Source organism: Luteimonas sp. 8-5 (assembly GCF_029763755.1).
Classification (GTDB): domain Bacteria; phylum Pseudomonadota; class Gammaproteobacteria; order Xanthomonadales; family Xanthomonadaceae; genus Cognatiluteimonas.
In genome coordinates, this window is the sequence record NZ_JARUVM010000014.1 from 40,528 (window position 1) to 64,477 (window position 23,950).

Below are 23,950 nucleotides of genomic sequence, written 5' to 3' on the forward strand. Positions count from 1 at the left end.
GCCAGCAGCTACCATCGCGCCATGAAGACCGCCCCGAACCTGGTACTCGTCGGCCCCATGGGGGCGGGCAAGACCGTCGTCGGCAGCCGCCTTGCCGGGCGTCTCGGGCTCGCGTTCATCGACCTGGACGCCACCATCGCCGATGCGGCCGGCAAGAGCGTTCCGGAGCTGTTCGCGACACGGGGCGAAGCAGCGTTCCGCGAACTCGAGCGCTCGGCGCTGGCCGGCGCCCTGGCCAACCGTGACCAGCTCATCGCCACGGGCGGCGGTGCGGTCCTCGATGCGGGCAGCCGCGAGCTGATGCGACGCCACGGATTCGTCGCCTGGCTGCAGGTCGACGTCGAAGGACAGTTGCGGCGCCTCGCCGATACGGACGACCGTCCCCTGCTGCAGGTCGCCGATCGTGGGGAACGCATGCGTCGACTGGCCGCCCTCCGCGACCCGTTGTACGCGGAAGTTGCGGACCTCACGCTGGAAACCGGCGACGATCCACCCGGCCAGGTCGTGGCGACCCTGGAACGGCTGTTGCCGCTGCACTGGAAACACGGGGAGACCGCGGCATGACTCCGATCCACCGCATCGATGTCGGCGGCGACATGCCCTATCGCATCCATGTCGGTCCGGGCCTGCTCGACGACGGCGCCGCCCTCGTCGCGCACGTGCGTGGCCGCCACGTCCTGCTGGCCAGCGACGGCAACGTCGCGCCGCTGTACGCCGCGCGGGTCATCGAAGCGCTTGCGGCGCACTCGCCCGTACGGGTGCATACGAGCAACATCGCGCCCGGCGAGGCATCGAAGACCATTGACGCCTTCGCCGCGCTCATGCACGCGCTTGCCGACTTCGGCGCCACCCGCGACGCCTGCGTGTTCGCGCTCGGCGGCGGCGTCGTGGGCGACCTCGCGGGCTTCGCCGCCGCCTGCTGGATGCGCGGCATCGACTGCGTGCAGCTGCCCACCACGTTGCTGGCAATGGTCGATTCCTCGGTCGGCGGCAAGACCGCGGTGGACCTGCCGCAGGGCAAGAACCTGGTCGGCGCCTTCCATCCGCCGCGCGCGGTGTTCGCCGACACCACCACCCTGCGGACCCTGCCCGACCGCGAGTTGCGCGCCGGCATGGCCGAAGTCGTGAAGTACGGCGCGATCATGGACGCGGCGTTCCTGGACTGGCTCGATGCCAACGCCACCGCGCTGCTCGAACGCGACGACGACGCACTGGCCGCGGCCATCGCCCGCAGCTGCGCGCACAAGGCCGCGATCGTGGCCCGCGACCCGCGTGAACAAGGCGAGCGGGCGCTGCTCAACTTCGGCCACACTTTCGCCCACGCCATCGAGGCCGAACAGGGCTATGCCGGTGGCGGAGGCGGCCTCAACCATGGCGAAGCGGTCGCCGTCGGCATGGTCCTGGCGGCCAGGCTCTCGACCGCGCTCGGCCTGGCGGATGCCGGGCATGCAATGCGCCTGGCCTCGCTGCTGCAGGCTTTCGGCCTCGACACCACCTTGCCCTCCGGCCTGGACCCGGGCGCCCTGCTGGCACGCATGCGCCTGGACAAGAAAGCGGCAGCCGGCGGCTTGCGTTTCATCCTCTGGGATGGTCCGGGCAGCGCGCGGATCGTCCCTGAAGTCCCCGAATCGGCGGTACTGGACGTCCTACAATAGGCGCCCCATGCGCCTGCTCCTGCAACAACGACCCGACGGCCGCGAAGCGCCCCGCTTCGTCCAGCTCATGCTCGAGCGCGACCTGCTCGGCGGCTGGACGCTGGTGCGCGAAAGCGGCCAGTCCGGCGGCAGGAGCACGGTGCGCCGCGAGCAGTTCCTCGAACAGGCCGCCGCCATGGCCGCGTTCGAACGTGCCCGCGACCTGCAACTGAAGAAAGGATTCCAGTTGATGTTCGCCCAGGGCGTCGATGCCCCCAAGTGATGGAGTCCGGATTGACCACCCCCCTGAAGAACGATCGCTTCCTGCGTGCCCTGCGCCGCGAACCCGTCGACCGCACGCCGGTCTGGCTGATGCGCCAGGCCGGACGCTACCTGCCGGAGTATCGCGCCACCCGCGCCCGGGCCGGCAGCTTCCTGGGCCTGGCCAAGAACCCGGAGCTGGCCTGCGAGGTGACGCTGCAGCCGCTGCGCCGCTTCCCGCTGGACGCGGCGATCCTGTTCTCCGACATCCTCACCATTCCCGACGCGATGGGCTTGGGCCTGTACTTCGCCGACGGCGAAGGCCCGAAGTTCGAGCGCCCGGTGCGCGACGCGGCCGCGATCGCGAGGCTCGGCGTCCCCGACATGGAAACCGAGCTGCGCTACGTGATGGACGCGGTGCGCACCATCCGCCGCGAGCTCGATGGCATGCCCGATGAACGTCGGGTCCCGCTGATCGGTTTCTCCGGCAGCCCGTGGACGCTGGCCTGCTACATGGTCGAGGGCGGCGGCAGCAAGGAGTACGGGCGGATCAAGGCGATGGCCCTGAACGACCCGAAGGCGCTGCATGCGCTGCTGTCGGTCAATACCGACGCTGTGATCGCCTACCTGTCGGCGCAGCGAGCGGCCGGCGCGCAGGCGCTGCAGGTGTTCGACACCTGGGGCGGCGTGCTGTCGCCGGCGATGTACCGCGAGTTCTCGCTGCCCTACCTCACCCGAATCGCGCGCGAACTGCAGCGCGGCGAAGGTGCGGAGCGCACGCCGCTGATCCTGTTCGGCAAGGGCAATGCGCCCTACCTGGAGGACCTGGCCGCCAGCGGCTGCGAGGGACTGGGCGTCGACTGGACCGTCACGCTCGAGGAAGCCGCCCGCCGCACCGCCGGCAAGGTCGCGCTGCAGGGCAACCTCGACCCCGCGACGCTGTACGGTTCACCGCAGGCGATCCGCGCGCAGGTGCGTAGCGTGCTGGACAGCCATGCTGCCGGCAACGGCGGCTCGCGCGAGGGCCACGTGTTCAACCTCGGCCACGGCATGTCGCCGGACATGGATCCGGAACACGTCGCCGAACTTGTCGAAGCCGTCCACACGGAAAGCGCGCGATGACGGGGCTGCTCAGGGTGCGACGTTGCCGTGCCCCATCGGGCAGCCGCCGATAGCGGTCCGGAAGCCCTGGACGACATTGCCGACGGCGATCACGTTGCCGCGGGCACTGCTGGTGCTGCAAACGATACCTAACTCGCCCTTGGAGACGACGACGTTGTCGCGCAGCACCAGGTCGAACGAGGTCGCGTCTACCCAGATGCCCCTGACGCCCCAGCTGTCGCCGACGTCCGGCAATCCTTCGATGCGGTTGCGGGCAACGGTGCCTCGACCGGCTACGAGAATGCCGATCGAAAGCGGCGGCCATGCGTTGGTCCGAATACCGCTGACGACATTGTCGAGCACGTCGATCGAACCGTCCGCCGAAATCGCCTGCGGCGTCGTCTGGGGCACATCCGGCGCGTAGAGATCGAGCACCCGGTTTCGGCGAATGGTCGAACGCTCGGCCGTCATGTTGATGCCGGAGGTAATGCTTCCCGACACTGTGTTGTCTTCCACCAGGTGGCCGCTCCCTCCGTACAGCCCGATACCGATCAGGTACCCACGGATGACGCAGTTCCGCACCGTGATGTTGTCGCCTTCATAGTCGCCCCCGGGACCGGAATAACGGATCGCAGTACCGTAGCCGCCCGCGAGATTCGCGGTACCGTCGATCAGATGGCCCCTGCAGTCGATGGTGACATCGTCGGTGGCCACCGTGACTGCGGTCCACTCATCGGCCGTGGTGCGGATGTCATTGGCAAGGCACCATGTTCCCGGCTGGTCCGCCACTGCCGGTGCCGCGTCGATGTACGCAGTGCAACCGTCGGTACCGTCCGCCTGCGCCGGAAGCGCCAGCACGGCCAGGAGAGCGACCGCAACCACCCGTGAGATGCCGTTCATCGCTGTATCGCTCCCGCGTTCTTACGGATAAATCCGATTATTGATTGCAGACCCGCAGTTGTCCGGGACCGGCGCCACGCCGATTCCGACATTGTCGATCACGTGGTTGGCGGAACTACCGACATAGTAGTTGCAGTCGAGGCTTCGGCCAGGCTCCGTGGAGATGATGACGTTGTCGCGGACGACGACATCCGCGGCACTGTTGAGCTTGATCCCCGAGCCAACCCGTGGCGGTTCGACGCCGCTTTGCGCCAGGACGATCCGGTTGCCCTTGACGGTGCCGCTCGTCGAGGACTGCATCACGATTCCCTCTGCCGCATCACTGTGCTTGTAGTTGACGAAACCGCGGATCACATTGTCGAGGACGTCGCCGCTGCCCCATACGGCGATCCCCTGGCCGCCTGTTTCGATGATGCGATTCCCCCGGACGACAGCGCGATTGCCAAATATCGCGATGCCGGTGATCAGGATATCCGTGGCAAGCAAGCCCTCGACGCGATGGCCGTTGCCCTCGAGGGAGACGCCCTCGGTGTAGCCGCGGAGCCGGCAATTCCTGACCACGGTGCGATCGTGCTGGCCGTCGCCACCCATCGACAAGACAGCGGACCGGCCCGGGTATTGCGTCCCGGTGCCGTCCATCAGGTGTCCCCGGCAGTCGATGGTCACGTCATCTGCACGGACCCATACGCCCCAGATGCTGTCCTTGTCGGCAGGATCGCTGGCCAGGTCCGACGCCAGGCACCAGGTGCCAGGCGACGAGACCTCGATCGGCAACGCGGTGATGTAGTGGTCGCAGCCATCTCCACCGTCGGCCGCCAAGGCCGGCATTGCGGCACCGGCCAACAGGACGATGGCCGCCAGCAGCCGGAACACCGCCCTCATGGGCTCGGCGCCAGGTAGCTGTTGTCGCCCGCGTCCCGGCATCCGACGCTGGGGGTCGCAAAGCCCCCCACCGCATTGCCTTGCACCAGGCCTTTGGAATCCGCGCAGCGCAAGCCGATGCCCGGCCCCGCATGGGGGCCCGCAACGTCGTTCTCGCGCACGACGACCCAGCCCGGGGACGCGTTGTATATCCCGTAGGCCGAACCAGAGCCGCCCGGAACAATTTCGCGGACCCGGTTGCCGGAGATCACCCCTCCATCGTTCAAAGAGGTATCGATGCCGAAGGCGCTGCCATTGCCTTCGCCGCCGCCGACGACGCCTGCGACCGTGTTGTCGATGATGTCCACCGATCCCTTGGTCATGATGCCCAGGGCCAGCGGCGAGAACGTGGCACCACCCGTGTCCGATACTTCGTTGCGCTGCACGATGGAATGGTCCCCGGCGGCGTAGATTCCGACGAAGTGGTTGCCGACGACGCGATTGTCTTCGATGACGTTGCCTCGCCCGCCATCGCCGATGGCGATGACGCCGTACTGGAAGCCGGTGATGTAGCAATTCTTCACCGTCACGCCGCGCCGCGCCGACAGGTGCACGCCATGGCTGGTCACGTGGCCGCCGCCATTGCCGATGATCTTGTGCTGCGTGCAGTCCACCGTGGCGTCATCGGCCTCGACCAGGATGGCCGAGCCCAGGTTCCCCATGTAGCTGATGTCGTTGGCCAGGCACCAGGTTCCGGGCTGGTCGATCTTCGCCGGTGCGCGTTCGATGTAGCCTGTGCAGTCGGGAGCCGGTTCGGCCGCCTGCGCAGGCGCAGCCAGTGCCAGCGCCCACAGGACGACTGGAGCGAATGTCCGTAGCATCTGTGATCTTCCGTTGTTCCCCGCGTTCACTATACCGCCGAGGCCATCCAAAATGCGAGCATCCCGTGTCCGTTGCTGGTCAACCGGATTTTTCCTTTCGTTCGCCTTCGCAATTCCGGCATTCGCGCAGCAGGCGCCCGCGAACGGTTACTTCGACAACACCGGCCGCCAGGACGTCCTGTCCGGCGGCGTGCGCATGATCCCGATCACCACGCCGCAGGGCGAGTTCCGGGTGTGGACCAAGCGCGTCGGCAACAACCCGACGATCAAGGTGCTGTTGCTGCACGGCGGCCCCGGCGCCACCCACGAATATTTCGAGGGCTTCGACAGCTTCCTGCCCGGCGCCGGCGTGGAGTACTACTACTACGACCAGCTCGGCTCGGCCTACAGCGACCAGCCCGACGACATGACGCCGTTCCTGTCCATCGAGCATTACGTCGAGGAAGTCGAGCAGGTCCGCCAGGCGTTGGGCCTGGACAACGGCAACTTCTACCTGCTGGGCAACTCCTGGGGCGGCCTGCTGGCGATCGAGTACGCGCTCAAGTACCAGCAGCACCTCAAGGGCCTGGTGGTCTCGAACATGGTCTCCAGCATCCCGGCCTACAACCGCTATGCCGAGGAAGTGCTGATGAAGGAGATGGATCCGGCCGACCTGGCCGAGATCAAGCGCCTGGAAGCGGCGAAGCAGTACACCGATCCCAGCTACGAAAAGCTGCTGCAGCCCCACTACGAGCGCCACATCCTGCGCATGCCGTCGGAACAGTGGCCCGAGCCGGTGGTGCGCAGCTTCGCCCACATCAATCCCGAGGTGTACGTGCCGATGCAGGGCCCGAGCGAACTCGGCGCCAGCGGCATCCTGGTCGACTGGGACCGCACCGACGACCTCTCCCGCATCACCGTGCCGACACTGGTGATCGGCGCGCAGTACGACACGATGGACCCGGCGTTCAAGCGCATGATGGCCGACCGCCTGCCCAACGGCCGCTACCTGCATTGCCCCAACGGCAGCCACCTGGCGATGTACGACGACCAGGCGGTCTACATGGAAGGCCTGATCGACTTCCTGCGCGACGTCGATGCCGGCCGCGCCATCAAGCCGGAGGCAACGGCAACGCCACGGTGAACCGGGTGCCGCGGCCGGGCGCGCTGTGCACGTCGATGCGCCCGCCCATCGCCGCGGCCAGTTCCGTGCAGATGGCCAAGCCGAGTCCGCTGCCTCCGTGGCGGGCCGTGGTACGGGCTCCGTCTCCCTGTTCGTAGCGGCCGAAGACGCGCGCGCGCTGCACCCGGCGCAATCCGGGTCCGGTGTCGTGCACCGCCAGGCACAGCACCCCGGGCGTGGTCGGCTGGACGTACACGCGCAGGCCGACTTCACCGCGCTCGGTGAACTTGATCGCATTGCCGAGCAGGTTGAACAGCACCTGCCGGATCCGCAGCGCATCGCCGAGCACGCGCCCGGGTACGCCGTCCTCGACCGACTCCACGAAGCGCAAGCCGCGCCGCCGTGCCAATGGCGCCTGCAGCGCGCAAACACCGGCCACCAGGGCGCGCACCTCGAACGGCCGGGGATCCAGCGGCAGGCGACCCGCCTCCAGCCGGGCGATGTCGAGCGCATCGTCGAGCAGCCGCAACAGGTGGGCGCCGGCCTGGCGGATCGCCTCGGCGCGACGCCGCTGGCACGGATCCAGCGGCCCGTCGAGCAGCAGTTCGCTCATGCCCATCACGCCGGTGATCGGCGTGCGCACCTCGTGGCCGAGGTCGGCGAGGAACTGGCTGCGGTCCATGGAGGCCCGCTCGACCTCGCGGCGGCGCTCGCGCTCGCGCCATGCGGTTACGGCCCAGTACGCGCACATCGGCACCAGCAATCCCGGCAGCATCCATGCGATCGGCGACATGCCGGCATCACGCCATGCAACGCTGTGTCCCGCAAGCGGTGCTACCGTGAACGCGCACGCGACGCCGCGGCCGCCTAGAATCCCCGCATGCCCTTGCGCACGCACAAATGGAAGCGCCTGCTGCCCGCGGTCCTCGCCGGATTGCTGTGGCCGGCGGCTGCCCTGGCGCAGGCGCAGGGCTACCGCCTGGACCCGGTGCATACGCGGGTCGCCTTCACCGTCGACCACGCGGGTTTTTCCGCCGCGCTCGGCACGGTCTCCGGAAGCACCGGTGCCATCGCCTTCGATCCCGCCGACTGGCGCGCCACCCGCGTCGACATCCAGGTGCCACTGCAGAAGCTGGATCTCGGCGACGACGCCTGGAACCAGGCGGCCAGGCGCATGCTCGACGCGCAGCGGTTCCCGGTGGCGCGTTTCGTCTCCGACTCGGTGGAACCGGTCGATGCCACCCACGCCGCCGTATGCGGCACGCTGACCCTGCACGGCACCGCTCGTCCGCTGTGCCTGCAAGCCACTTTCAACCAGCTCAAGCGCCAGCCGCTGCCGCCGTTCCGGCGCACGCTCGGCGTTTCCGCCACCACGGTGCTGTTCCGGACCGAATTCGGCATCGACGACTGGCTGTCGATGGTCGGCGACGTCGTCGAGTTGCGGATCGAGGTCGAGGCGCACCGTGACGACGACATGCTGGACCGTTTTCCGACTCCGAAGGGCGCCCAATGAGCGCAGGCATCCAACTGAAGAACTCGCGCGACCGCTGGGGCGCGGTCAGCCAGGCGCTGCACTGGCTGATCCTGGCCTTGGTGTTGTGGATGGCTTGGCTCGGGCTGACCATGACCGACCTGCCCAATACGCCGCGCAAGGTCGAGACATACTCGCTGCACAAATCGCTCGGCCTGCTGGTGCTGGCGTTGATGCTGTTGCGCGGCGCGTGGCGCCTGTACGCGGGCGCCCCCGAACCCGAGCCGGGCACGCCTGCATGGCAACACCGCATCGCCACGGCCACCCATGGCGCGCTGTACCTGCTGTTGCTGGCCATTCCGGTCAGCGGCTGGGTGATCAATTCCGCCTCCGGTTTTCCGTTGCGCTGGTTCGGCCTGTTCCGCGTGCCGCAGATCTCCGCGCGCAGCGAAGCGCTCGAGGAACTGGCCGAGACCTGGCACGAATGGATGTTCTGGGCACTGGTCGTGCTGGTGCTGGCGCACGCCGCGGCCGCGGTCTGGCACCACCTGTTCCAGCAGGACGCCACCCTGGTGCGGATGCTGCCAGGCCGGCGTCGCCCGCCGGTCGATCCGTCCGCCCCTTCCCCATGAGGTCCCCCATGAACGATCGCACCATCGCTTCCCTGTCCGCACTGGCGCTTGCCCTGGCCGCCGCGCCCGCCCTGGCCGCCGACTACGTGCAGGCGCCGGGCTCGACGCTGGCTTTCGGCGGCATGTACCAGGGCGAAGCCTTCTCAGGCCGCCTGCCCGGCTTCGACACCAGGCTCAGCTTCGATCCGGCCGACCCGGCATCGGCGCGGCTGGACGTGACCATCCCGATGGCCGGCGCCACCACGGCCAATCCCGACTACGACAGCGAGATGCGCGGCGAAGCCTTCCTCTCGGTGGTGGCGTTCCCGCAGGCGCGCTACACCGCCAGCGGATTCCGCAAGCTCGACGACGGCAGCTATGCCGCCGACGGGATGCTGTCGCTGCACGGCGTGGAAAAGCCGGTCACGCTTACTTTCACCTGGACACCCGGCCCGAAGCCGCTGCTGGCCGGCAGGGCCACGGTGCGGCGCCTGGATTTCGGCGTCGGCGCCGGGGACTGGGCCGATACGGACCTGATTCCCAACGAGATCGCCGTGAGCACCCGGGTGTTTTTCGCACCGGTAGCCGGGAATCGGTAGCCGGGAGCCGGAAAGCAACCGCGCCCTCCGGCTACCGGTTACCCGCTACCGGCTCCCCACCCATGAACGCCCGCAATTCCTCGACGCCGAACGGCCAATCCAGCTCCCGGCCGCCGACGCAGTCGCGCCACACCGGCACCCTCGTCCCGTACTGCTTTTCCAGCTGCGCGTCGCCATCGACGAACACGCTGTCGAAATCAGGGACGCCGGCGTCGGCCAGGACCTCCAGGGCCAGGTCGCACAAGTGGCAGTCGTCGCGCTGGAACAGCAGGAATTCCGGGCTGGGCATCGGCCTAGAATAGCCGCATGGCCGTCAGCACCTTCGACCTGTTCAAGATCGGCATCGGGCCGAGCTCCTCGCATACCGTGGGGCCGATGCGCGCGGCCGCCCGCTTCGTGGAGAAGTGGCTGGTGGAGGCCGGCGAGCTGGAACGCACCGCCCGCATCCGCGCCGAGGTCTACGGGTCCCTCGCGCTGACCGGCCGCGGCCACGGCACCGACAAGGCGGTGCTGATGGGGCTGGAAGGCCATTGGCCCAACGAGATCGACCCGGACGTGATTCCGCCCGCGCTCGAACGCATCCGCGGCCAGCGCCGGATCCGGCTCTCCGGGCGCCACGAGGTCGCGTTCGACGAGAAGACCGACCTGCTCATGCACAAGCGGCAGAAGCTGCCGTTCCATACCAACGGCATGCGCTTCACCGCGCTGGACACCGCCGGCGCGGTGATCGCCACCCGCGATTACTACTCGGTCGGCGGCGGTTTCGTCGTCAACCAGGACGAGGCGGCCGAGGATCGCATCGTCGCCGACACCACCGTACTGCCGCATCCATTTTCCAATGGTGCCGAACTGCTGGCGCAATGCGCCGCCAACGGCCTGACCATCGCCCAGGTGATGTTCGAGAACGAACAGGCGTGGCGCAGCCCGGAACAGGTCCGCGAGGGCCTGCGCGAGATCTGGGTGGCCATGCGGTCGTGCGTGCAGCGCGGCATCGGTGCCAGCGGCACGCTGCCCGGTGGCCTGCACGTGAGCAGGCGCGCGCCCCTGTTGCATGCCGAACTGTCCGCGCGCCCCGACGATGCCGATCCGCTGACCACGCTGGACTGGGTCAACCTGTTCGCGCTCGCGGTCAACGAGGAGAACGCCGCCGGCGGACGCGTGGTGACCGCGCCCACGAACGGCGCGGCGGGCATCATCCCCGCGGTCGGCCACTACTACGAGAAGTTCGTGCCTGGTGCGAGCGAACAGGGCATCTTCGACTACCTCCTGACCGCAGCCGCGATCGGCATCCTGTACAAGGAAAACGCCTCGATCAGCGGCGCCGAGGTCGGCTGCCAGGGCGAGGTGGGCGTGGCCTGCTCGATGGCCGCCGGGGGCCTGGCCGCGGCGATGGGCGCCACCATGTCGCAGGTCGAGAACGCGGCCGAGATCGGCATGGAACACAATCTCGGCCTCACCTGCGACCCGATCGGGGGACTGGTGCAGATCCCGTGCATCGAGCGCAACGCGATGGGCTCGGTCAAGGCCATCAATGCTTCGCGCATGGCCCTGCGCGGCGACGGCAAGCACAAGGTCAGCCTGGACAAGGTCATCAAGACCATGCGCGATACCGGCCGCGACATGCAGGACAAGTACAAGGAAACCTCGCGCGGGGGCCTCGCGGTCAACGTCATCGAGTGCTGAACGCGCTAGGATGGCTCCGGGGATGGGGGTCCCCGTCCATGCAAAAGTCGCCAGACCAGAGCTGGATGGAGCATACGGGCAGCCGGGTCCGTGGCCTGCTGGCGGGCGCGGGGTTTGCCGTGGCCTACGCAGTGGCCAGCCTCTATGGCGACCATTTCACCGGCCCCTCCGACGTGGCGCTGTACTGGCCCGCATCCGGGCTGGCATTCGCCGTGGTGGTCATCGGCGGCGTGCGCTGGGTGTGGTGGGTTCCCGTCGCGTTCGCGATCCAGGCGCTGTGGTCGCCCAATACTCCCCTGTTCCAGGCGATGAGTGCCGCCAGCAATGTCCTCGCCCTGTCGGCGGGCGGCTGGCTGGCCCGGCGCGAAACCCCGCTTCGGCCCGGAACCGTGGGCTACGCGGTATGGATGATGATTGCCGGGCTGGTCGCGGCGGCCGTCGGCGGCGGACTGGGCGGCTATGTCCTCTGGTCCAACGGGATGGCGCCCGGTGGCCTGTTCGGCGCGCAGGTGCTTTGGGCTTTGGGCGACTTCCTCGGCATTGCCAGCGTGGCGCCGGCGCTGATGATCGGCGCGGCACGCTGGCAGAGCGGGCACCTGCGTGGCGGGCGCCCGCAGCTGATCGGCGAGCGCACGCTGTGGAACCTGGCGCTGCTCGCCAGTTTCCTGGTGATGGCCTGGGGCATGCGCGCCAGCACCCAGTTTGCCCTCGGCCTGACCGCGCTGCCGCTGGCGGTGATGATGTGGAGCGCGGTGAGCTTCACCCCGCTGCGCACTTCGGTCTCGGCACTGCTGACGGTAGCCGTCGTCGCCGCGCTCGCCTCGCAGGCCGTGTCGGGATTCCCGCAGCCGCAGAGCGTGCTGGAGACCGCGATCCTGATCGGCTACCTGTGCCTGCTGGCGATGCTGCCGCAGGGGCTCGCCCTTTCGATCGACGAGCACCGCTGGCTCAACCGCCGGCTCGAGCGCCGCGCCACCACGGATGCCCTCAGCGGCCTGCCAAACCGCGCCGCATTCGAACTGGCTGCGCAGGCGGCGCTGGAAGATCCCGGCAACCAGCCGATGGCGCTGGCGTACCTGGACCTGGACAACCTCAAGCTGGTCAACGACACCGCCGGGCACCGCGCCGGCGATGCGGTGATCGTCGCAGTCGCCGCGGCACTGGCGTCGGCCGTCGAGAAAGGCGACCTGCTCGCGCACCTGGGCGCCGACGAGTTCATGGTACTGATGAGAAACGCCCCGCCGCCCGTTGCGCGGGAACGGGCACGCGACCTGCTGCATGCGGTCGAGGTCGCGCGCGGCCACTATCGCGGCGGTGAGTTCACCGCCACCGCCAGCATCGGCCTGGTACCGGTGCAGCCCGGCCAGACGGAATTCGCCGAGTTGCTGTCGCAGGCCGACGCCGCCTGCTTCGCGGCAAAGGAAACCGGTGGCGACCGGGTCCGTGTCGCCTCGCTGGGTGGCAACGAGCTTGCCGACCCGTCCTCGGGCATGCGCTGGACGGTGCGCATCCGCGATGCCCTGCGCCACGACCGCTTCATGCTGTACGCGCAGTCGATCGTGCCGCTGGCCGCCGCCCAGGATGCCGACGACGGCGCGCGCTTCGAGCTGCTCCTGCGCATGCGCGATGTCCAGGGCGGGCCGCCGCACGGCCCTGACAGCTTCATCGGCGCGGCCGAGCGCTTCCGCATGGCGGTGCGGATCGACCGTGAGGTCGTGCGCAAGACCATCGCCCACCTCGAGGCGCAACCGGGCATCGCCGACCGCATCTCGCTGTGCACCATGAACCTGTCGGCCGGTGCACTGCTGGACGAAGGATTCGTCGATTTCGTCGCCGGCTATGTCCAGGACAGCGGATTCCCCACCAGCAAGCTGTGCTTCGAGATCACCGAGACCAGCGCCATGCGCGACCCCACGCGGGCGCAGCGCGCGATCGACGACATGCGCGCGTTGGGCATGCGCTTCGCCCTGGACGACTTCGGCACCGGCTTCTGCAGCTTCGGCCACCTGCGCTCGCTGGACGTCGACTTCATCAAGATCGACGGCAGCTTCGTCCAGGACATGTGCAGCTCGGCCATGTCGTTCGAGGTGGTGTCGTCGATCAACCGCATCGCCCACCTGCTGCGCAAGCGCACCATCGCCGAGCATGCCGAATCGTCGCGGGTACGCGCGGCGCTGGAGTCGCTGGGCGTGGATTACGCGCAGGGCTACGCCATCGATCTCCCGCGGCCGCTGGACGAGTACCTCGGTGCGCTGGTGCGCAATCCGGCGATGGCCGCCGCCGGCTCGTAGGAACGCGCCATGCGCGCGATCTCCATCACGTCGTCCAGCAGGGCCGCCGCGGTCACGCCGGCACCGGCCCCGGGCCCCTGCACCAGCAGCGGCTGCTCGAGGTAGCGGTCGGAGCGGATCACGATGCGGTTGTCGCTGCCGGCACCGGCTAGCGGATCGTCCCTGTCCAGGGCCTCGACCCCGACCCGCGCATGGATGCCGTCTCCGTCGCGTTGCAGGCGGGCCACATGCCGCAGGACGCGGCCTTCGGCGGATGCGCGCGCATGCAGGCGCTGCACGTCGTCGACCTGCAACGGCTCCACCTGCACCGCGTCGGCCTCCAGGGCGATTCCCGCGGTACGCGCCAGGATCAGAAGCTTGCGGCACACGTCCTCGCCGCTCAGGTCGATGCGCGGATCGGGTTCGGTGTAGCCGAGCACGCGTGCCTGTTCCACCAGTTCCTCGAACGGGCCGCTGCCGTCGTAGCGCGAAAGCAGCCAGGCCAGGGATCCCGAGAGCACGCCGGCAACCCCATGGATGCGGTCGCCGCCGTCCTGCAATGCGCGAATCGTGCGCAACACCGGCAAGCCGGCGCCGACCGTGGCGCTGTCGCCGTAGCGGCAACCGCCGGCCGTGGCCGCGGCGCGGATCGCATGCCAGCGCGACAGCGACGCCCCCTGCCCCAGCTTGCAGGCGGTGACCACGTGGATGCCCGCAGCCAGCCAGGCGGCATGCTGCGCTGCGATGGCGTCGCTGGCAGTGGCGTCGACCACTATCCTCGCGCCACGCGTGCCGAGTGCGTGCAGCGCGGCTTCGGCGTGGCCATTGCCGTCATTGGCCATGCATGCCTGGTGCGCGCCGGGCAGGAGCCGGAGCGATCGCGTGTTCGCCACTGCGACCAGGTGCAGGGCCGATGCATGCTCGTGCGGTCCATGCGACTGCAGGTGCCCCAGCCGCGCCAGCACGGCGCTGCCGACGGTGCCCGTACCCAGCAGGGCGATCCGCACGCCCGCACTCATCGCGCGCTGCTCGCGGCGATGCTGCGCGAAGCGCGCTCCAGCCCGGCGGCGATGTCGGCGACCAGGTCCTCGGCGTGCTCGATGCCGACCGACAGCCGCAGCAGGCCATCGCCGATCCCGGCCTTGGCCCGCACCTCGGGCGTCATCGCCGCGTGGGTCATCGTGGCCGGATGCGCGACCAGGCTTTCCACGCCACCCAGCGACTCGGCCAGGGTGAAACACTCCAGCCCGTCGAGGAAAGCGCACACCGCCTCCACGCCACCCTCGAGCTCGACGCCGAGCATGGCGCCGAAGCCGCGCTGCTGCCGCGCGGCGATGGCATGGCCCGGGTGCGTGGACAGGCCGGGATAGTGCAAGGCGCGTACCGTGGGATGTCCATCGAGCAGGCCGAGCACGGCCAGGGTGTTCTCCTGGTGCACGCGCAGCCGCGCGTCCAGCGTGCGCAGGCCGCGCAGTGCCAGGAAACTGTCGAACGGCGCGCCGGTGATGCCCAGCGCATTGGCCCACCACGCCAGCTTCTCGTGCACGGCCGCCTCGCGCGCGATCACCGCGCCGCCGACTACGTCGCTGTGGCCGTTGATGTACTTGGTGGTGGAATGCACTACCAGGTCGGCGCCGAACGCGATGGGGTGCTGCAGTGCCGGCGAGAGGAAGGTGTTGTCGACCACCGCCAGCGCACCGGCGCGGTGCGCGGCATCGATCACGAAGCGCAGGTCGGTGATGCGCAGCAGCGGATTGGACGGTGTCTCGATCCACACCAGCGCCGGAGGTTCGCGCAGGGCCTCGGCCAGTGCGCGCGGATCGGTGAGGTCGGCGACCACCAGTTCGAAATGGCCCTTGCGCGCCAGCGCGTCGAACAGGCGCCAGCTCCCGCCGTAGCCGTCGTGCGGCACCACGATGCGGTCTCCGGGTTGCAGCAGCGCGTTGAGCACCAGGTTCACCGCGGCCATGCCGCTGGCGGTGACCACCGCCCCGGCGCCGCCCTCGAGCGACGCCAGCGCGTCGGCAAGCAGGTCGCGGGTGGGATTGCCGCTGCGGGTGTAGTCGTAGCGTCGCTTGCAATCGAAACCGGCGAAGCTGAAGTTGCTCGACAGCACCAGCGGCGGCGTCACCGCGCCGAAGGCTTCGTCGCGATCGATGCCCGCGCGCACCGCCAGGGTCTGCGCGCGCGGGCCGCCCTGGATCGCGGCGCTCATGCCAGCGCCTCGCGCAGCACGTTGTCGATCGCCGCGGTTTCCTTGAGGAACGCGTCGTGTCCATACAGCGAGCGCAGCACCCGCAGTTGCGGGCGGCGCTGGCCGTTGGCCGCCACCAGGCGCTCGAACAGGGCGTAGGCGTCGTCCACCGGCACCAGCCGGTCCTCGGCCACCGCGACGACCGTCACCGGCACGCGGATCGACTCGGGTTCCAGCGCCTGCAGGTCGATGGACTCGGACAGGCGCAGGAAAGCGGTCGGCGGCGTGCGCGCGATGTAGGCGGCCGCGCAGTGGTCGAGGTAGTCCTCGGCATCGGTGCGCACGCGCCCGCCCACGACCTGGGCGCCTCCGAAGCGCGCGTCGAATTCCTGCGGCGTGCGATAGCCCAGGATCGCCAGCTGCCGCGCCAGGGCCAGGCCGTCGCGCTCGTCGCACTGCAAGGCCCCTAGGGCGACCGCGCGACGCTGCAGCGCGCGACAGGCGCTGGCATAGGGATGGGCGCGATGGGTGCCGCTGATCGCGACCAGGCGACGCAGCCGCGGCGCATGCAGGGCCGCGAACTGCAGCCCGACCATCGCGCCGTAGGAACAGCCGACGAAGGCATCGAGCGTCTCGATGCCCAGCGCGTCGAGCACCGCCACGATCGCGTCGGCCTGGTCGGCCGGGTCGATCGGTACATCGAGCAGCCCGTCGCTGCCCAGCCAGTCGATCGCCAGGATGCGGCGGCGCGCGGGATCCAGCGTCCGGCCCGCATCGCACTGCGCGTCCCACCAGCCGGGCTGCGGGAACGTTTCGGTGGCCACGACATGGCGATCTGCGGAGATGCCGCCTGCGACCAGGACGACCGGAAGCCCGGGCTCGCCTGCCAGTTCGTAGCGCAGCTGCACCTGGCGGCGGCCGGCATGGCGGAGGTCCAGCGTGCAGGCGAGCGCGCCGCGGCGCGCGTCGCCGACGGAGTCGGGGGCGGAGGTGATGAAGGGTTCGCAACCGGCTGCGATGGCGAGGCTCATGGCGGTTCCTGTCGTGGAAGGGCCATCGAGTCGCGCGGGGCAGTGCCGGAAGTTGCAGCCACCGCCCCGGGGGGAGACCGGGCGGATCGCAACCATCTTCCGGTGGACCGACAGGTCCCCGCAGGATTTGGCACCGCGAAGGAACCCGCCACATGGCCTGGCCATGGCTGGCGTGCTCCATCAGGTTGCCCCGGCGTCGTCGGGCCTGTCCCTCGGCCGGTCTCGATGGATGGAACTAGCCTGCCAGCGCTTCCCGGCATTGTCAATCGCTTTATGCGCATGAAGCGATAGATTTTGGGGGGAAGCGGCGGGAGCCGTGAATCGGCATAATTCGCGCATGCCGATCCGACCCCTAGCCGGCGCCTGCGCCGCCCTGCTGCTGGCTGCGTGCGCCAGCACGCCTGCCCCTTCGCCCCAGGCGACCGCCGCCGTTGCCGCCGAGGCCGCCGCCGAACAGGCGCCCACCGCGCTGCCATCCCCGCATGCCCCGCTGGAAATCGCCGAAGCGTGGATTTCCGAGCCGATGCCCAGCGAGGAACTCGACTCGCTCGCCACCTGGACCAGCGAGAACGGCGACACCTGGCTGATCGCCAGCGCCAAGTCGACCCACCGCCTGGTCGTGCACGACGCCGCGACCGGGGCGCTGTTGCGCACCGTCGGCGGCAGGGGCCAGGGCCCGGGACAGTTCCTGCGACCCAACGGCCTGGCCGTGTTCGCCGACCGCCTGTACGTGGTCGAACGCGACAACCACCGCGTCCAGGTGCTGTCGCTGCCCGGCTTCGAGCCGGTGGGCACCTTCGGCGAGGACGTCCTGCGCAGCCCCTACGGCATCTGGCTCAACGAGACCGAGCCCGGCGAACTGCAGGCCTACGTCACCGACAGTTTCATGTACGGCGCGCGCTACGACGTGGTGCCGCCCTACGAGGAACTGGACCAGCGCGTGCGCCGCTTCCGCGTGCAGACCGACCAGGACGGCCGCCTGCGCGTGCACTACACCGGCGCATTCGGCGACACCGCCCCGGCAACCGCGCTGCGCATGGTCGAGTCGCTGGCCGGCGACCCCGCGGGCAACCGCCTGATGATCGCCGACGAGTCGCGCTCGGACGACGACGGCCACCGCGGGTCCACGCTGCGCGAGTACACCCTCGACGGCGAACCGACCGGCCGCAGCATGCCGCAGGGCAGCTTCGCCGCCGAAGCCGAAGGCGTGGTGCTGTGGAACTGCCCGGACGGCGGCGGCTACTGGATCGCGGTGGACCAGCTTGCGCCGCTGACCATCTTCCACCTGTTCGACCGGCTCACGCTGGAGCCGCGCGGCAGCTTCCAGGGCAGGACGACGGCGTTCACCGACGGCGTCGCGCTCGATGCCACCGCCAGCGCGCGCTTCCCGGGCGGCGCCGTGTATGCCGTGAGCAACGACATTTCCGTGACCGCCTTCGACCTGCGCGACGTGGTGGCCGGACTCGGCCTCTCCAGCGACTGCGTGCAGTAATGGCAGGCATTCCCAGCGAAGCGGCCCTGCGCCGCACGTTCGCCATCATCTCGCATCCTGACGCGGGCAAGACCACGCTCACCGAGAAGCTGCTGCTGTTCGGCGGCGCGATCCAGCTCGCCGGCTCGGTCAAGTCGCGCAAGACCACCCGCAGCGCGACTTCCGACTGGATGGCGCTGGAGAAGGAACGCGGCATCTCGGTGACGTCCTCGGTGATGCAGTTCCCCTATGCCGGGCGCATCGTCAACCTGCTCGACACCCCCGGCCACGCCGACTTCGGCGAGGACACCTACCGCGTGCTCACCGCGGTGGACAGCGCCCTGATGGTGATCGACGTGGCCAAGGGCGTCGAGGAACGCACGATCAAGCTGATGGAGGTGTGCCGGCTGCGCGACACGCCGATCATGACCTTCATCAACAAGCTCGACCGAGAGGGGCGCGAGCCGATCGAGCTGCTGGACGAAGTGGAATCGGTGCTCGGCATCCAGTGCGCGCCGGTCACCTGGCCCATCGGTATGGGCAAGCGGCTCAAGGGCGTGGTCCACCTGGTCAGCGGCGAGGTGCACCTGTACGAACAGGGCCGCAACTTCACCCGCCAGGACTCGACCATCTTCCCGACGATCGACGACCCGCGGCTGGAGGAGCGCATCGGCGCGCAGATGCTGTCCGAGCTGCGCGACGAACTGGAGCTGGTGCAGGGCGCCTCGCACCCGTTCGACCTCGACGCCTACCTGCGCGGCGAACAGACGCCGGTGTTCTTCGGCTCGGCGGTGAACAATTTCGGCGTGCAGCCGCTGCTCGACTTCTTCGTCGAACACGCCCCGGCGCCGCGCCCGCGCGAGACGACCACGCGCGAAGTCGCGCCGACGGAGCCGAAGCTGACCGGTTTCGTGTTCAAGATCCAGGCCAACATGGACCCGCAGCACCGCGACCGGGTGGCGTTCATGCGCGTGTGCTCGGGCGAGTTCAGGGCCGGCATGAAGGCGTTCCACGTGCGCACCGGCAAGGAAGTGAAGCTGGCCAATGCGCTGACCTTCATGGCCAGCGACCGCGAGATCGCCGAGAGCGCGTTCGCCGGCGACGTGATCGGCATCCACAACCACGGCACGATCTCGATCGGCGACAGCTTCACCGAGGGCGAGGCGCTGTCGTTCACCGGCATTCCCAACTTCGCGCCGGAGCTGTTCCGCCGCGCGCGGCTGCGCGATCCGCTCAAGCTCAAGCAGTTGCAAAAAGGCCTGGCGCAGCTCAGCGAGGAAGGCGCGACCCAGTTCTTCCGCCCGCTGATGTCCAACGACCTGATCCTGGGCGCGGTGGGCACGCTGCAGTTCGACGTCGCTGCGTACCGCCTCAAGGACGAGTACGGCGTGGAGGCGGTGTTCGAGCCCGTGCAGGTGGCCACCGCCCGCTGGATCCGTTGCGACGACGCGAAGAAGCTCGAGGAATTCCGCGAGAAGAACGCGCAGCACCTGGGCATCGATGCCGCCGGGGAACTGGTCTACCTCGCGCCGACCCGGGTCAACCTGCAGCTGGCCCAGGAGCGAGCGCCCGCGGTGCAGTTCCTGGCCACCCGCGAGACCGCGCACGCGGCCACCACGGACGGCTGACCTGCGCTTCACGGCGCCTGGCGGATGCTGCCGCCATGCCTGCGCCCCAGCGAACCAACATTGCCGGCACCGTGCGCCGGCACCCCTGGCTCACCGCGCTGGCGGTGTTGCTGCTCGCGCTTGCCGTGCTGGTCGCCCTGTGGGACTGGAACTGGCTCAAGGGACCCATCGAACGCCAGGTACAGGCGCGCACCGGACGCAGCCTGGACATCGGCGGCAACCTCGACGTCGACCTCGGCCGCGTCACCCGCATCAGCGCCGAGCGCGTGCGCTTCGGCAACGCGGACTGGTCCGATGAGAAGGACATGGCCAGCACCGACCGGATCGAGTTCGGCGTGCGCGTGTGGCCGCTGCTGCAGCGCAAGCTCATCGTGCCCGACATCCACCTGGCCAAGCCGGAGCTGCGCCTGGAGAAGACGGCGAAGCAAGGCAACAACTGGAGCTTCCTTTCCGGCGACGACGAAGGCGACAGCGGCTGGAAGGTGCAGTTCCGTCGCCTCTGGGTCGACGACGGCCGCCTGGTGTTCCTCGACCCGGCCGCGAAGACCGACATCGACGTCGCCGTCGACAGCCTCGCCCAGGCCAAGGACCAGACCGCGCCGCCGATCGCGGTGAAGGGCGACGGCCACTGGAAGGGAAATCCGTTCACCCTGCGCGGCACGGCCGAATCGCCGCTCGACCTGCAGGATCCGCAAAGCCCGTACCGCATCGACGCCCACGCGCAAGCCGGCGCCACCCGCGCGCATGCACGCGGCACCCTGCTCGACCCGCTGCGCCTCACCGATTTCGACCTCAAGCTGGCGCTGTCGGGCAAGGACCTCGACGACCTGTATCCCCTGCTGGGCGTGGCGTTGCCGCCGTCGCCGCCGTACGAACTCGACGGCAGGCTGACACGCGACATTGAAGGCAAACAGACCACCTGGCACTACGACGACTTCACCGGCAGGGTGGGCGACAGCGACCTGGGCGGCGACGCCAGCGTCACCACGGGCGGCGCCCGCCCCTACCTGCGGGCCAACCTGGTCTCGCGCAAGCTCGACTTCGACGACCTCGCCGGCTTCGTCGGCGGTGCGCCGGACACCGGCGACGGCGAAAGCACCAATCCCGAGCTCGCGGCGCTGGCGGCGCAGCGCGAAGCCAGCGGCAAGCTGCTGCCGGACACGCCCTACAACCTGGAGAAACTGCGCGCCATGGATGCCGACGTGCGCTGGAAGGCGCACCGGATCGAAGCGCCGAAGCTGCCGCTGGACGACATGGACGCGCACCTGCTGCTCGAAGCCGGGTTGCTGCGCCTGGATCCGCTCAACTTCGGCGTGGCCGGCGGCGACATCCGCTCGAACATACGCATGGACGCGCGCGAATCGCCGATCCGCACCCGCGCGGACATCGACGCGCGCAACCTCGACATCGGCCCGATGCTGCCCGACGTGGAGCTGGCGCAGGATGCCATCGGCAAGCTCGGCGGCGACATCGTCCTTGCCGGCACGGGCAACTCGGTGGCGGCGATGCTCGGTAGCAGCGACGGTACGGCGGTGGTCGGCATGGGCCGGGGCCAGGTCAGCAACCTGGTGATGGAGCTGGCTGGCCTGGATATCGCCGAAGCGCTGAAGTTCCTCATCCAGGGCGACCGCAAGATCCCGATCCGTTGCGCGTTCGGCGACTTCGAGGTGCAGGACGGGCTGATGACCGCCAAGGCCCTCGCCTTCGACACCACCGACACCATGATCGTCGGCGAAGGCACCATCAGCCTGAAGGACGAAACCCTGGACCTCCGGCTGCGCCCGCGCCCGAAGGACCGCAGCCTGCTGGTGCTGCGCTCGCCGCTGATCGTCGAGGGCACGTTCAAGGACCCGAGCTTCCACCCGGACATGGCGCGCGTCGGCCTGCGCAGTGCGATCGCCCTGGTGCTCGGCAACATCGCGCCGCCGGCGGCGCTGCTGGCCACGCTCGAACTGGGCCCGGGCGAAGACATCGAATGCGGCGGCAAGTACGCGAAGTAACAAAAAGGGGACGGAGGTAATTAAGCGCGCGCGCTTAATTACCTCCGTCCCCTTTTTGTCAGCCGACGATGTAGCGCTGCAGCTGGTCCAGTTCCAGTTGCTGGTCCTCGATCACCGCCTTGACCAGGTCGCCGATGGAGACCACGCCGAGCACGCTGTCGCCTTCGACCACCGGCAGGTGGCGGATGCGCCGGTCGGTGACCAGCTGCATGCAGCGGTCGGTGGTTTCGTCCAGGCCGACCGCGACGACCTCGGCGGTCATGATCTCGCGCACCGGGGTGTCGCGCGAGGAGCGCCCCTGGAGCACGATCTTGCGCGCGTAGTCGCGCTCGGACACGATGCCGGCGAGCTTGCCGGCCTGCATCACCAGCAGCGCGCCGATGCGCTTTTCCGCCATCAGCCGGATCGCGTCGATGACCGGGTCGTCCGGCCCGATCGCGAAGACTTCAGGCGCCTTGGCCTCCAGCAACTGCCGTACCGTGCGCATCGCCATCTCCTTCGCCAGGGGACTGGGGCGAGCATACCCCCGGCTGCCATGCCCGGACCAGATACAGCGGCCGCTGCTTGGATTCCATGTACAGCCGGCCCAGGTATTCGCCGATCAGCCCCAGCGCCACCAGCTGCACGCCGCCCAGCAACAGGATCACCGCCATCATCGTCGGCCAGCCGGCGACCGGATCGCCCCAGGCCAGCGCCTTGACCACGATCCAGGCCGCATACAGGAAAGCCAGCAACGCCGTCGCCACGCCAAGGTAGGTGGCCAGCCGTAGCGGCGCCGTGGAGAAACTGGTGATGCCTTCGAGGGCGAAGTTCCAGAGCCGCCACAGGTTGAACTTGCTGCGTCCGGCCAGGCGCGGATCGCGCTGGTAGGCAATGGCGACCTGCTCGAAACCGATCCAGCCGAACAGGCCTTTCATGAAGCGATGGCGCTCGCGCAACTGCCGCAGCGCTGCCAGGGCGCGCGGCGAAAGCAGGCGGAAGTCGCCGGTATCGCGCGGAATGGGCGTGTGCGACAGGCGCCCGATCACCCGGTAGAACATGTGCGCGGTGCCGCGCTTGAGCGCGCTTTCGCCTGCCCGCCCGGTCCGCGTGCCGTGGACGTCGTCGTGGCCTTCCCGCCATCGTGCGACGAACTGCGGGATCAGCTCCGGCGGATCCTGCCCGTCGGCGTCGAGGATCATCGCCGCGCCGTCATCGACCAGGTCGAGGCCTGCGGTAAGCGCCGCCTCCTTGCCGAAGTTGCGCGACAGGCGCAGCAGCGATACGCGCGGATCGGTCGCGGCGATGCCGCGCATCACCTCCCAGGTCGCGTCGCGGCTGCCGTCGTCGACGTACAGCACGCGCCCGTCGATGCCGTCGCCGGCCAGGTCGTCGAGTACCGCCGCGATGCGCGGGTGCAGCAACGGCAGCGATTGCGCCTCGTTGAAGGCGGCGACGACGACGGTCAGGCGGGCGGGGCGATCCATGGATAGATTCTACCGGTCGAGATAGCCCGGACCGCCGAGCTGGCGCATCTGCCGCTCGATGTTGCGGGTGCGCCGCTGGACGTACGGACCGGGGTTGCGGGCGTTGTAGCGCCGGGGGCTGGGGAGCACCGCGGCCAGGCGCGCGCTCTGCGTCACCGTCAGGGCATCGGCGTCGCGGCCGAAGAAGGTACGCGCAGCGGCCTGGACCCCGTACACGCCGTCCCCGAACTCGGCGATGTTCGCGTACACCTCCAGGATCCGCTCCTTCGGCCACAACGCCTCGATCAGCAGCGCGTACCAGGCCTCGATGCCCTTGCGCACCCAGCTGCGGCCGCTCCACAGGAACAGGTTCTTGGCCACCTGCTGGGTAATGGTGCTGCCACCGCGCACCTTGCGCCCGCGCGCATTGTTGCGCCGCGCCTGCTCGATCGCGTCGATGTCGAAGCCGTGGTGCTCCGGGAACCGCTGGTCCTCGGCGGCCACCAGGGCCAGCGGCACGTGCGGCGCCATCGCGTCCAGGTCGCGCCAGTCGTAGGCGGTGCGATAGGCCCAGTCGCCTGCGCCCCATGCTTCGAACTGGCGGGCGGCCATGAAGGCCGAGAACGGCGGGTCCACGAAGCGCAACACCGCGACCTGGAACACGGTGAAGGCGATGCACAGCAACGGTACCAGCCACAACAGGCGCCGCCAGCGTTTGCGCGGCCGGGAGAAGATCCTGCGTCTGTGCGCTTGCGTCATCGCCCTGCGGTCCCCATCTGTAAGGGTTGCACCACCACCATTATCGGT

At 69.2% G+C, this 23,950-nt stretch carries 23 protein-coding genes, 1 pseudogene and 1 riboswitch; of the genes and pseudogenes, 13 read left to right on the top strand and 11 right to left on the bottom strand.

Translation table 11 applies throughout. The features are described 5' to 3' along the window. Positions 1–21: 21 nt before the first annotated feature. The 4 genes from QAA18_RS03010 to hemE are packed head-to-tail and all read left to right on the top strand — an operon-like array spanning position 22 to position 3,017. Complete coding sequence (locus QAA18_RS03010) at positions 22–564, top strand: shikimate kinase (RefSeq protein WP_279410900.1); 543 nt, start codon at positions 22–24, stop codon at positions 562–564. Further along, positions 561–1,655, top strand: a complete 1,095-nt coding sequence (aroB, locus tag QAA18_RS03015) for a 3-dehydroquinate synthase (protein WP_279410901.1) — start codon at positions 561–563, stop codon at positions 1,653–1,655. Before QAA18_RS03010 ends, aroB begins: the two co-directional genes overlap by 4 nt. Positions 1,656–1,662: 7 nt before the next feature. Further along, positions 1,663–1,917, top strand: coding sequence for a WGR domain-containing protein (locus tag QAA18_RS03020; protein ID WP_279410903.1), 255 nt, complete (start codon positions 1,663–1,665; stop codon positions 1,915–1,917). Next, the gene (hemE, locus tag QAA18_RS03025) at positions 1,917–3,017 is read left to right on the top strand and encodes a uroporphyrinogen decarboxylase (RefSeq protein ID WP_279410904.1); all 1,101 of its coding nucleotides are present in this window, start codon (positions 1,917–1,919) and stop codon (positions 3,015–3,017) included. The genes QAA18_RS03020 and hemE overlap by 1 nt, the downstream gene beginning before the upstream one ends. 9 nt (positions 3,018–3,026) lie before the next feature. Here hemE and QAA18_RS03030 read toward each other — a convergent pair whose 3' ends face one another. The 3 genes from QAA18_RS03030 to QAA18_RS03040 are packed head-to-tail and all read right to left on the bottom strand — an operon-like array spanning position 3,027 to position 5,638. Further along, a complete protein-coding gene (locus tag QAA18_RS03030; RefSeq protein ID WP_279410905.1) occupies positions 3,027–3,896 on the bottom strand; it encodes a right-handed parallel beta-helix repeat-containing protein in 870 nt (289 codons plus the stop codon). A 21-nt stretch (positions 3,897–3,917) separates the two neighbouring features. Next, entirely contained in the window at positions 3,918–4,778 is an 861-nt protein-coding gene (locus QAA18_RS03035; protein WP_279410907.1) for a right-handed parallel beta-helix repeat-containing protein, read from the bottom strand. Next, on the bottom strand, positions 4,775–5,638 hold the full coding sequence (locus QAA18_RS03040) for a right-handed parallel beta-helix repeat-containing protein (RefSeq protein WP_279410909.1): 864 nt from the start codon (positions 5,636–5,638) through the stop codon (positions 4,775–4,777). The genes QAA18_RS03035 and QAA18_RS03040 overlap by 4 nt, the downstream gene beginning before the upstream one ends. Positions 5,639–5,690: 52 nt before the next feature. Here QAA18_RS03040 and QAA18_RS03045 point away from each other — a divergent pair, with 52 nt between their 5' ends. Further along, positions 5,691–6,761: a proline iminopeptidase-family hydrolase gene (locus tag QAA18_RS03045; RefSeq protein WP_279410910.1), complete on the top strand. Its 1,071-nt coding sequence runs from the start codon at positions 5,691–5,693 to the stop codon at positions 6,759–6,761. Here QAA18_RS03045 and QAA18_RS03050 read toward each other — a convergent pair. Beyond that, complete coding sequence (locus QAA18_RS03050) at positions 6,730–7,533, bottom strand: HAMP domain-containing sensor histidine kinase (RefSeq protein WP_279410912.1); 804 nt, start codon at positions 7,531–7,533, stop codon at positions 6,730–6,732. The two genes, QAA18_RS03045 and QAA18_RS03050, sit on opposite strands and share 32 nt — an antisense overlap. Positions 7,534–7,620: 87 nt before the next feature. Here QAA18_RS03050 and QAA18_RS03055 point away from each other — a divergent pair, with 87 nt between their 5' ends. From QAA18_RS03055 to QAA18_RS03065, 3 genes are read left to right on the top strand one after another with little or no spacing between them, the layout of a single operon-like run. Next, positions 7,621–8,253 carry a YceI family protein gene (locus QAA18_RS03055; protein WP_343226734.1) on the top strand — a complete coding sequence of 211 codons (633 nt, stop codon included), beginning with the start codon at positions 7,621–7,623 and terminating at the stop codon, positions 8,251–8,253. 8 nt (positions 8,254–8,261) lie between these two features. Beyond that, positions 8,262–8,843 carry a cytochrome b gene (locus QAA18_RS03060; protein WP_279410957.1) on the top strand — a complete coding sequence of 194 codons (582 nt, stop codon included), beginning with the start codon at positions 8,262–8,264 and terminating at the stop codon, positions 8,841–8,843. Between the two features lie 8 nt (positions 8,844–8,851). Continuing rightward, entirely contained in the window at positions 8,852–9,421 is a 570-nt protein-coding gene (locus QAA18_RS03065) for a YceI family protein (RefSeq protein ID WP_279410914.1), read from the top strand. Between the two features lie 31 nt (positions 9,422–9,452). Here QAA18_RS03065 and QAA18_RS03070 read toward each other — a convergent pair whose 3' ends face one another. After that, positions 9,453–9,710 (bottom strand): glutaredoxin family protein, encoded by a 258-nt coding sequence (locus tag QAA18_RS03070; protein WP_279410916.1) that lies wholly within the window; start codon positions 9,708–9,710, stop codon positions 9,453–9,455. A gap of 17 nt (positions 9,711–9,727) precedes the next feature. Between QAA18_RS03070 and QAA18_RS03075 the strand changes: the two genes are divergently transcribed. Beyond that, positions 9,728–11,104 (top strand): L-serine ammonia-lyase, encoded by a 1,377-nt coding sequence (locus QAA18_RS03075; protein WP_279410918.1) that lies wholly within the window; start codon positions 9,728–9,730, stop codon positions 11,102–11,104. 38 nt (positions 11,105–11,142) lie between these two features. Next, positions 11,143–13,395, top strand: a complete 2,253-nt coding sequence (locus QAA18_RS03080) for an EAL domain-containing protein (protein ID WP_279410919.1) — start codon at positions 11,143–11,145, stop codon at positions 13,393–13,395. Between the two features lie 17 nt (positions 13,396–13,412). Here the strand turns inward: QAA18_RS03080 and QAA18_RS03085 are convergent. From QAA18_RS03085 to QAA18_RS03095, 3 genes and pseudogenes are all read right to left on the bottom strand, one after another. Continuing rightward, positions 13,413–14,393, bottom strand: a pseudogene (locus QAA18_RS03085) (homoserine dehydrogenase); the annotation flags it as partial. Continuing rightward, positions 14,390–15,589, bottom strand: a complete 1,200-nt coding sequence (gene metB, locus QAA18_RS03090; RefSeq protein WP_279410922.1) for a cystathionine gamma-synthase — start codon at positions 15,587–15,589, stop codon at positions 14,390–14,392. The pseudogene QAA18_RS03085 and the gene metB, both read right to left, overlap by 4 nt. Then, entirely contained in the window at positions 15,586–16,599 is a 1,014-nt protein-coding gene (locus tag QAA18_RS03095) for a homoserine O-succinyltransferase (protein ID WP_279410924.1), read from the bottom strand. Before QAA18_RS03095 ends, metB begins: the two co-directional genes overlap by 4 nt. Before the next feature lie 89 nt (positions 16,600–16,688). After that, a riboswitch (SAM riboswitch) is annotated at positions 16,689–16,831 on the bottom strand. A gap of 105 nt (positions 16,832–16,936) precedes the next feature. Here QAA18_RS03095 and QAA18_RS03100 point away from each other — a divergent pair. The 3 genes from QAA18_RS03100 to QAA18_RS03110 are packed head-to-tail and all read left to right on the top strand — an operon-like array spanning position 16,937 to position 21,698. Beyond that, the gene (locus QAA18_RS03100) at positions 16,937–18,091 is read left to right on the top strand and encodes a phytase (RefSeq protein WP_279410925.1); all 1,155 of its coding nucleotides are present in this window, start codon (positions 16,937–16,939) and stop codon (positions 18,089–18,091) included. Then, positions 18,091–19,698: a peptide chain release factor 3 gene (locus tag QAA18_RS03105; RefSeq protein ID WP_279410926.1), complete on the top strand. Its 1,608-nt coding sequence runs from the start codon at positions 18,091–18,093 to the stop codon at positions 19,696–19,698. The genes QAA18_RS03100 and QAA18_RS03105 overlap by 1 nt, the downstream gene beginning before the upstream one ends. Positions 19,699–19,733: 35 nt before the next feature. Continuing rightward, positions 19,734–21,698, top strand: a complete 1,965-nt coding sequence (locus tag QAA18_RS03110; RefSeq protein ID WP_279410927.1) for an AsmA family protein — start codon at positions 19,734–19,736, stop codon at positions 21,696–21,698. Between the two features lie 58 nt (positions 21,699–21,756). Here QAA18_RS03110 and QAA18_RS03115 read toward each other — a convergent pair whose 3' ends face one another. The 3 genes from QAA18_RS03115 to mtgA are packed head-to-tail and all read right to left on the bottom strand — an operon-like array spanning position 21,757 to position 23,902. After that, complete coding sequence (locus QAA18_RS03115; RefSeq protein WP_279410929.1) at positions 21,757–22,185, bottom strand: CBS domain-containing protein; 429 nt, start codon at positions 22,183–22,185, stop codon at positions 21,757–21,759. Then, on the bottom strand, positions 22,145–23,164 hold the full coding sequence (locus QAA18_RS03120; RefSeq protein ID WP_279410930.1) for a glycosyltransferase family 2 protein: 1,020 nt from the start codon (positions 23,162–23,164) through the stop codon (positions 22,145–22,147). Before QAA18_RS03120 ends, QAA18_RS03115 begins: the two co-directional genes overlap by 41 nt. Positions 23,165–23,173: 9 nt before the next feature. Continuing rightward, positions 23,174–23,902, bottom strand: a complete 729-nt coding sequence (mtgA, locus tag QAA18_RS03125) for a monofunctional biosynthetic peptidoglycan transglycosylase (RefSeq protein ID WP_279410932.1) — start codon at positions 23,900–23,902, stop codon at positions 23,174–23,176. Between the last annotated feature and the right edge of the window lie 48 nt (positions 23,903–23,950).

Bases quoted from the DNA above. Each gene is read 5' to 3' on its own strand.
- QAA18_RS03010 (WP_279410900.1), top strand. From the start codon at position 22: ATGAAGACCGCCCCGAACCTGGTACTCGTCGGCCCCATGGGGGCGGGC.
- aroB (WP_279410901.1), top strand. From the start codon at position 561: ATGACTCCGATCCACCGCATCGATGTCGGCGGCGACATGCCCTATCGC.
- QAA18_RS03020 (WP_279410903.1), top strand. From the start codon at position 1,663: ATGCGCCTGCTCCTGCAACAACGACCCGACGGCCGCGAAGCGCCCCGC.
- hemE (WP_279410904.1), top strand. From the start codon at position 1,917: ATGGAGTCCGGATTGACCACCCCCCTGAAGAACGATCGCTTCCTGCGT.
- QAA18_RS03030 (WP_279410905.1), bottom strand. From the start codon at position 3,896: ATGAACGGCATCTCACGGGTGGTTGCGGTCGCTCTCCTGGCCGTGCTG.
- QAA18_RS03035 (WP_279410907.1), bottom strand. From the start codon at position 4,778: ATGAGGGCGGTGTTCCGGCTGCTGGCGGCCATCGTCCTGTTGGCCGGT.
- QAA18_RS03040 (WP_279410909.1), bottom strand. From the start codon at position 5,638: ATGCTACGGACATTCGCTCCAGTCGTCCTGTGGGCGCTGGCACTGGCT.
- QAA18_RS03045 (WP_279410910.1), top strand. From the start codon at position 5,691: ATGCGAGCATCCCGTGTCCGTTGCTGGTCAACCGGATTTTTCCTTTCG.
- QAA18_RS03050 (WP_279410912.1), bottom strand. From the start codon at position 7,533: ATGTCGCCGATCGCATGGATGCTGCCGGGATTGCTGGTGCCGATGTGC.
- QAA18_RS03055 (WP_343226734.1), top strand. From the start codon at position 7,621: ATGCCCTTGCGCACGCACAAATGGAAGCGCCTGCTGCCCGCGGTCCTC.
- QAA18_RS03065 (WP_279410914.1), top strand. From the start codon at position 8,852: ATGAACGATCGCACCATCGCTTCCCTGTCCGCACTGGCGCTTGCCCTG.
- QAA18_RS03070 (WP_279410916.1), bottom strand. From the start codon at position 9,710: ATGCCCAGCCCGGAATTCCTGCTGTTCCAGCGCGACGACTGCCACTTG.
- QAA18_RS03075 (WP_279410918.1), top strand. From the start codon at position 9,728: ATGGCCGTCAGCACCTTCGACCTGTTCAAGATCGGCATCGGGCCGAGC.
- QAA18_RS03080 (WP_279410919.1), top strand. From the start codon at position 11,143: ATGCAAAAGTCGCCAGACCAGAGCTGGATGGAGCATACGGGCAGCCGG.
- metB (WP_279410922.1), bottom strand. From the start codon at position 15,589: ATGAGCGCCGCGATCCAGGGCGGCCCGCGCGCGCAGACCCTGGCGGTG.
- QAA18_RS03095 (WP_279410924.1), bottom strand. From the start codon at position 16,599: ATGAGCCTCGCCATCGCAGCCGGTTGCGAACCCTTCATCACCTCCGCC.
- QAA18_RS03100 (WP_279410925.1), top strand. From the start codon at position 16,937: ATGCCGATCCGACCCCTAGCCGGCGCCTGCGCCGCCCTGCTGCTGGCT.
- QAA18_RS03105 (WP_279410926.1), top strand. From the start codon at position 18,091: ATGGCAGGCATTCCCAGCGAAGCGGCCCTGCGCCGCACGTTCGCCATC.
- QAA18_RS03110 (WP_279410927.1), top strand. From the start codon at position 19,734: ATGCCTGCGCCCCAGCGAACCAACATTGCCGGCACCGTGCGCCGGCAC.
- QAA18_RS03115 (WP_279410929.1), bottom strand. From the start codon at position 22,185: ATGCGCACGGTACGGCAGTTGCTGGAGGCCAAGGCGCCTGAAGTCTTC.
- QAA18_RS03120 (WP_279410930.1), bottom strand. From the start codon at position 23,164: ATGGATCGCCCCGCCCGCCTGACCGTCGTCGTCGCCGCCTTCAACGAG.
- mtgA (WP_279410932.1), bottom strand. From the start codon at position 23,902: ATGACGCAAGCGCACAGACGCAGGATCTTCTCCCGGCCGCGCAAACGC.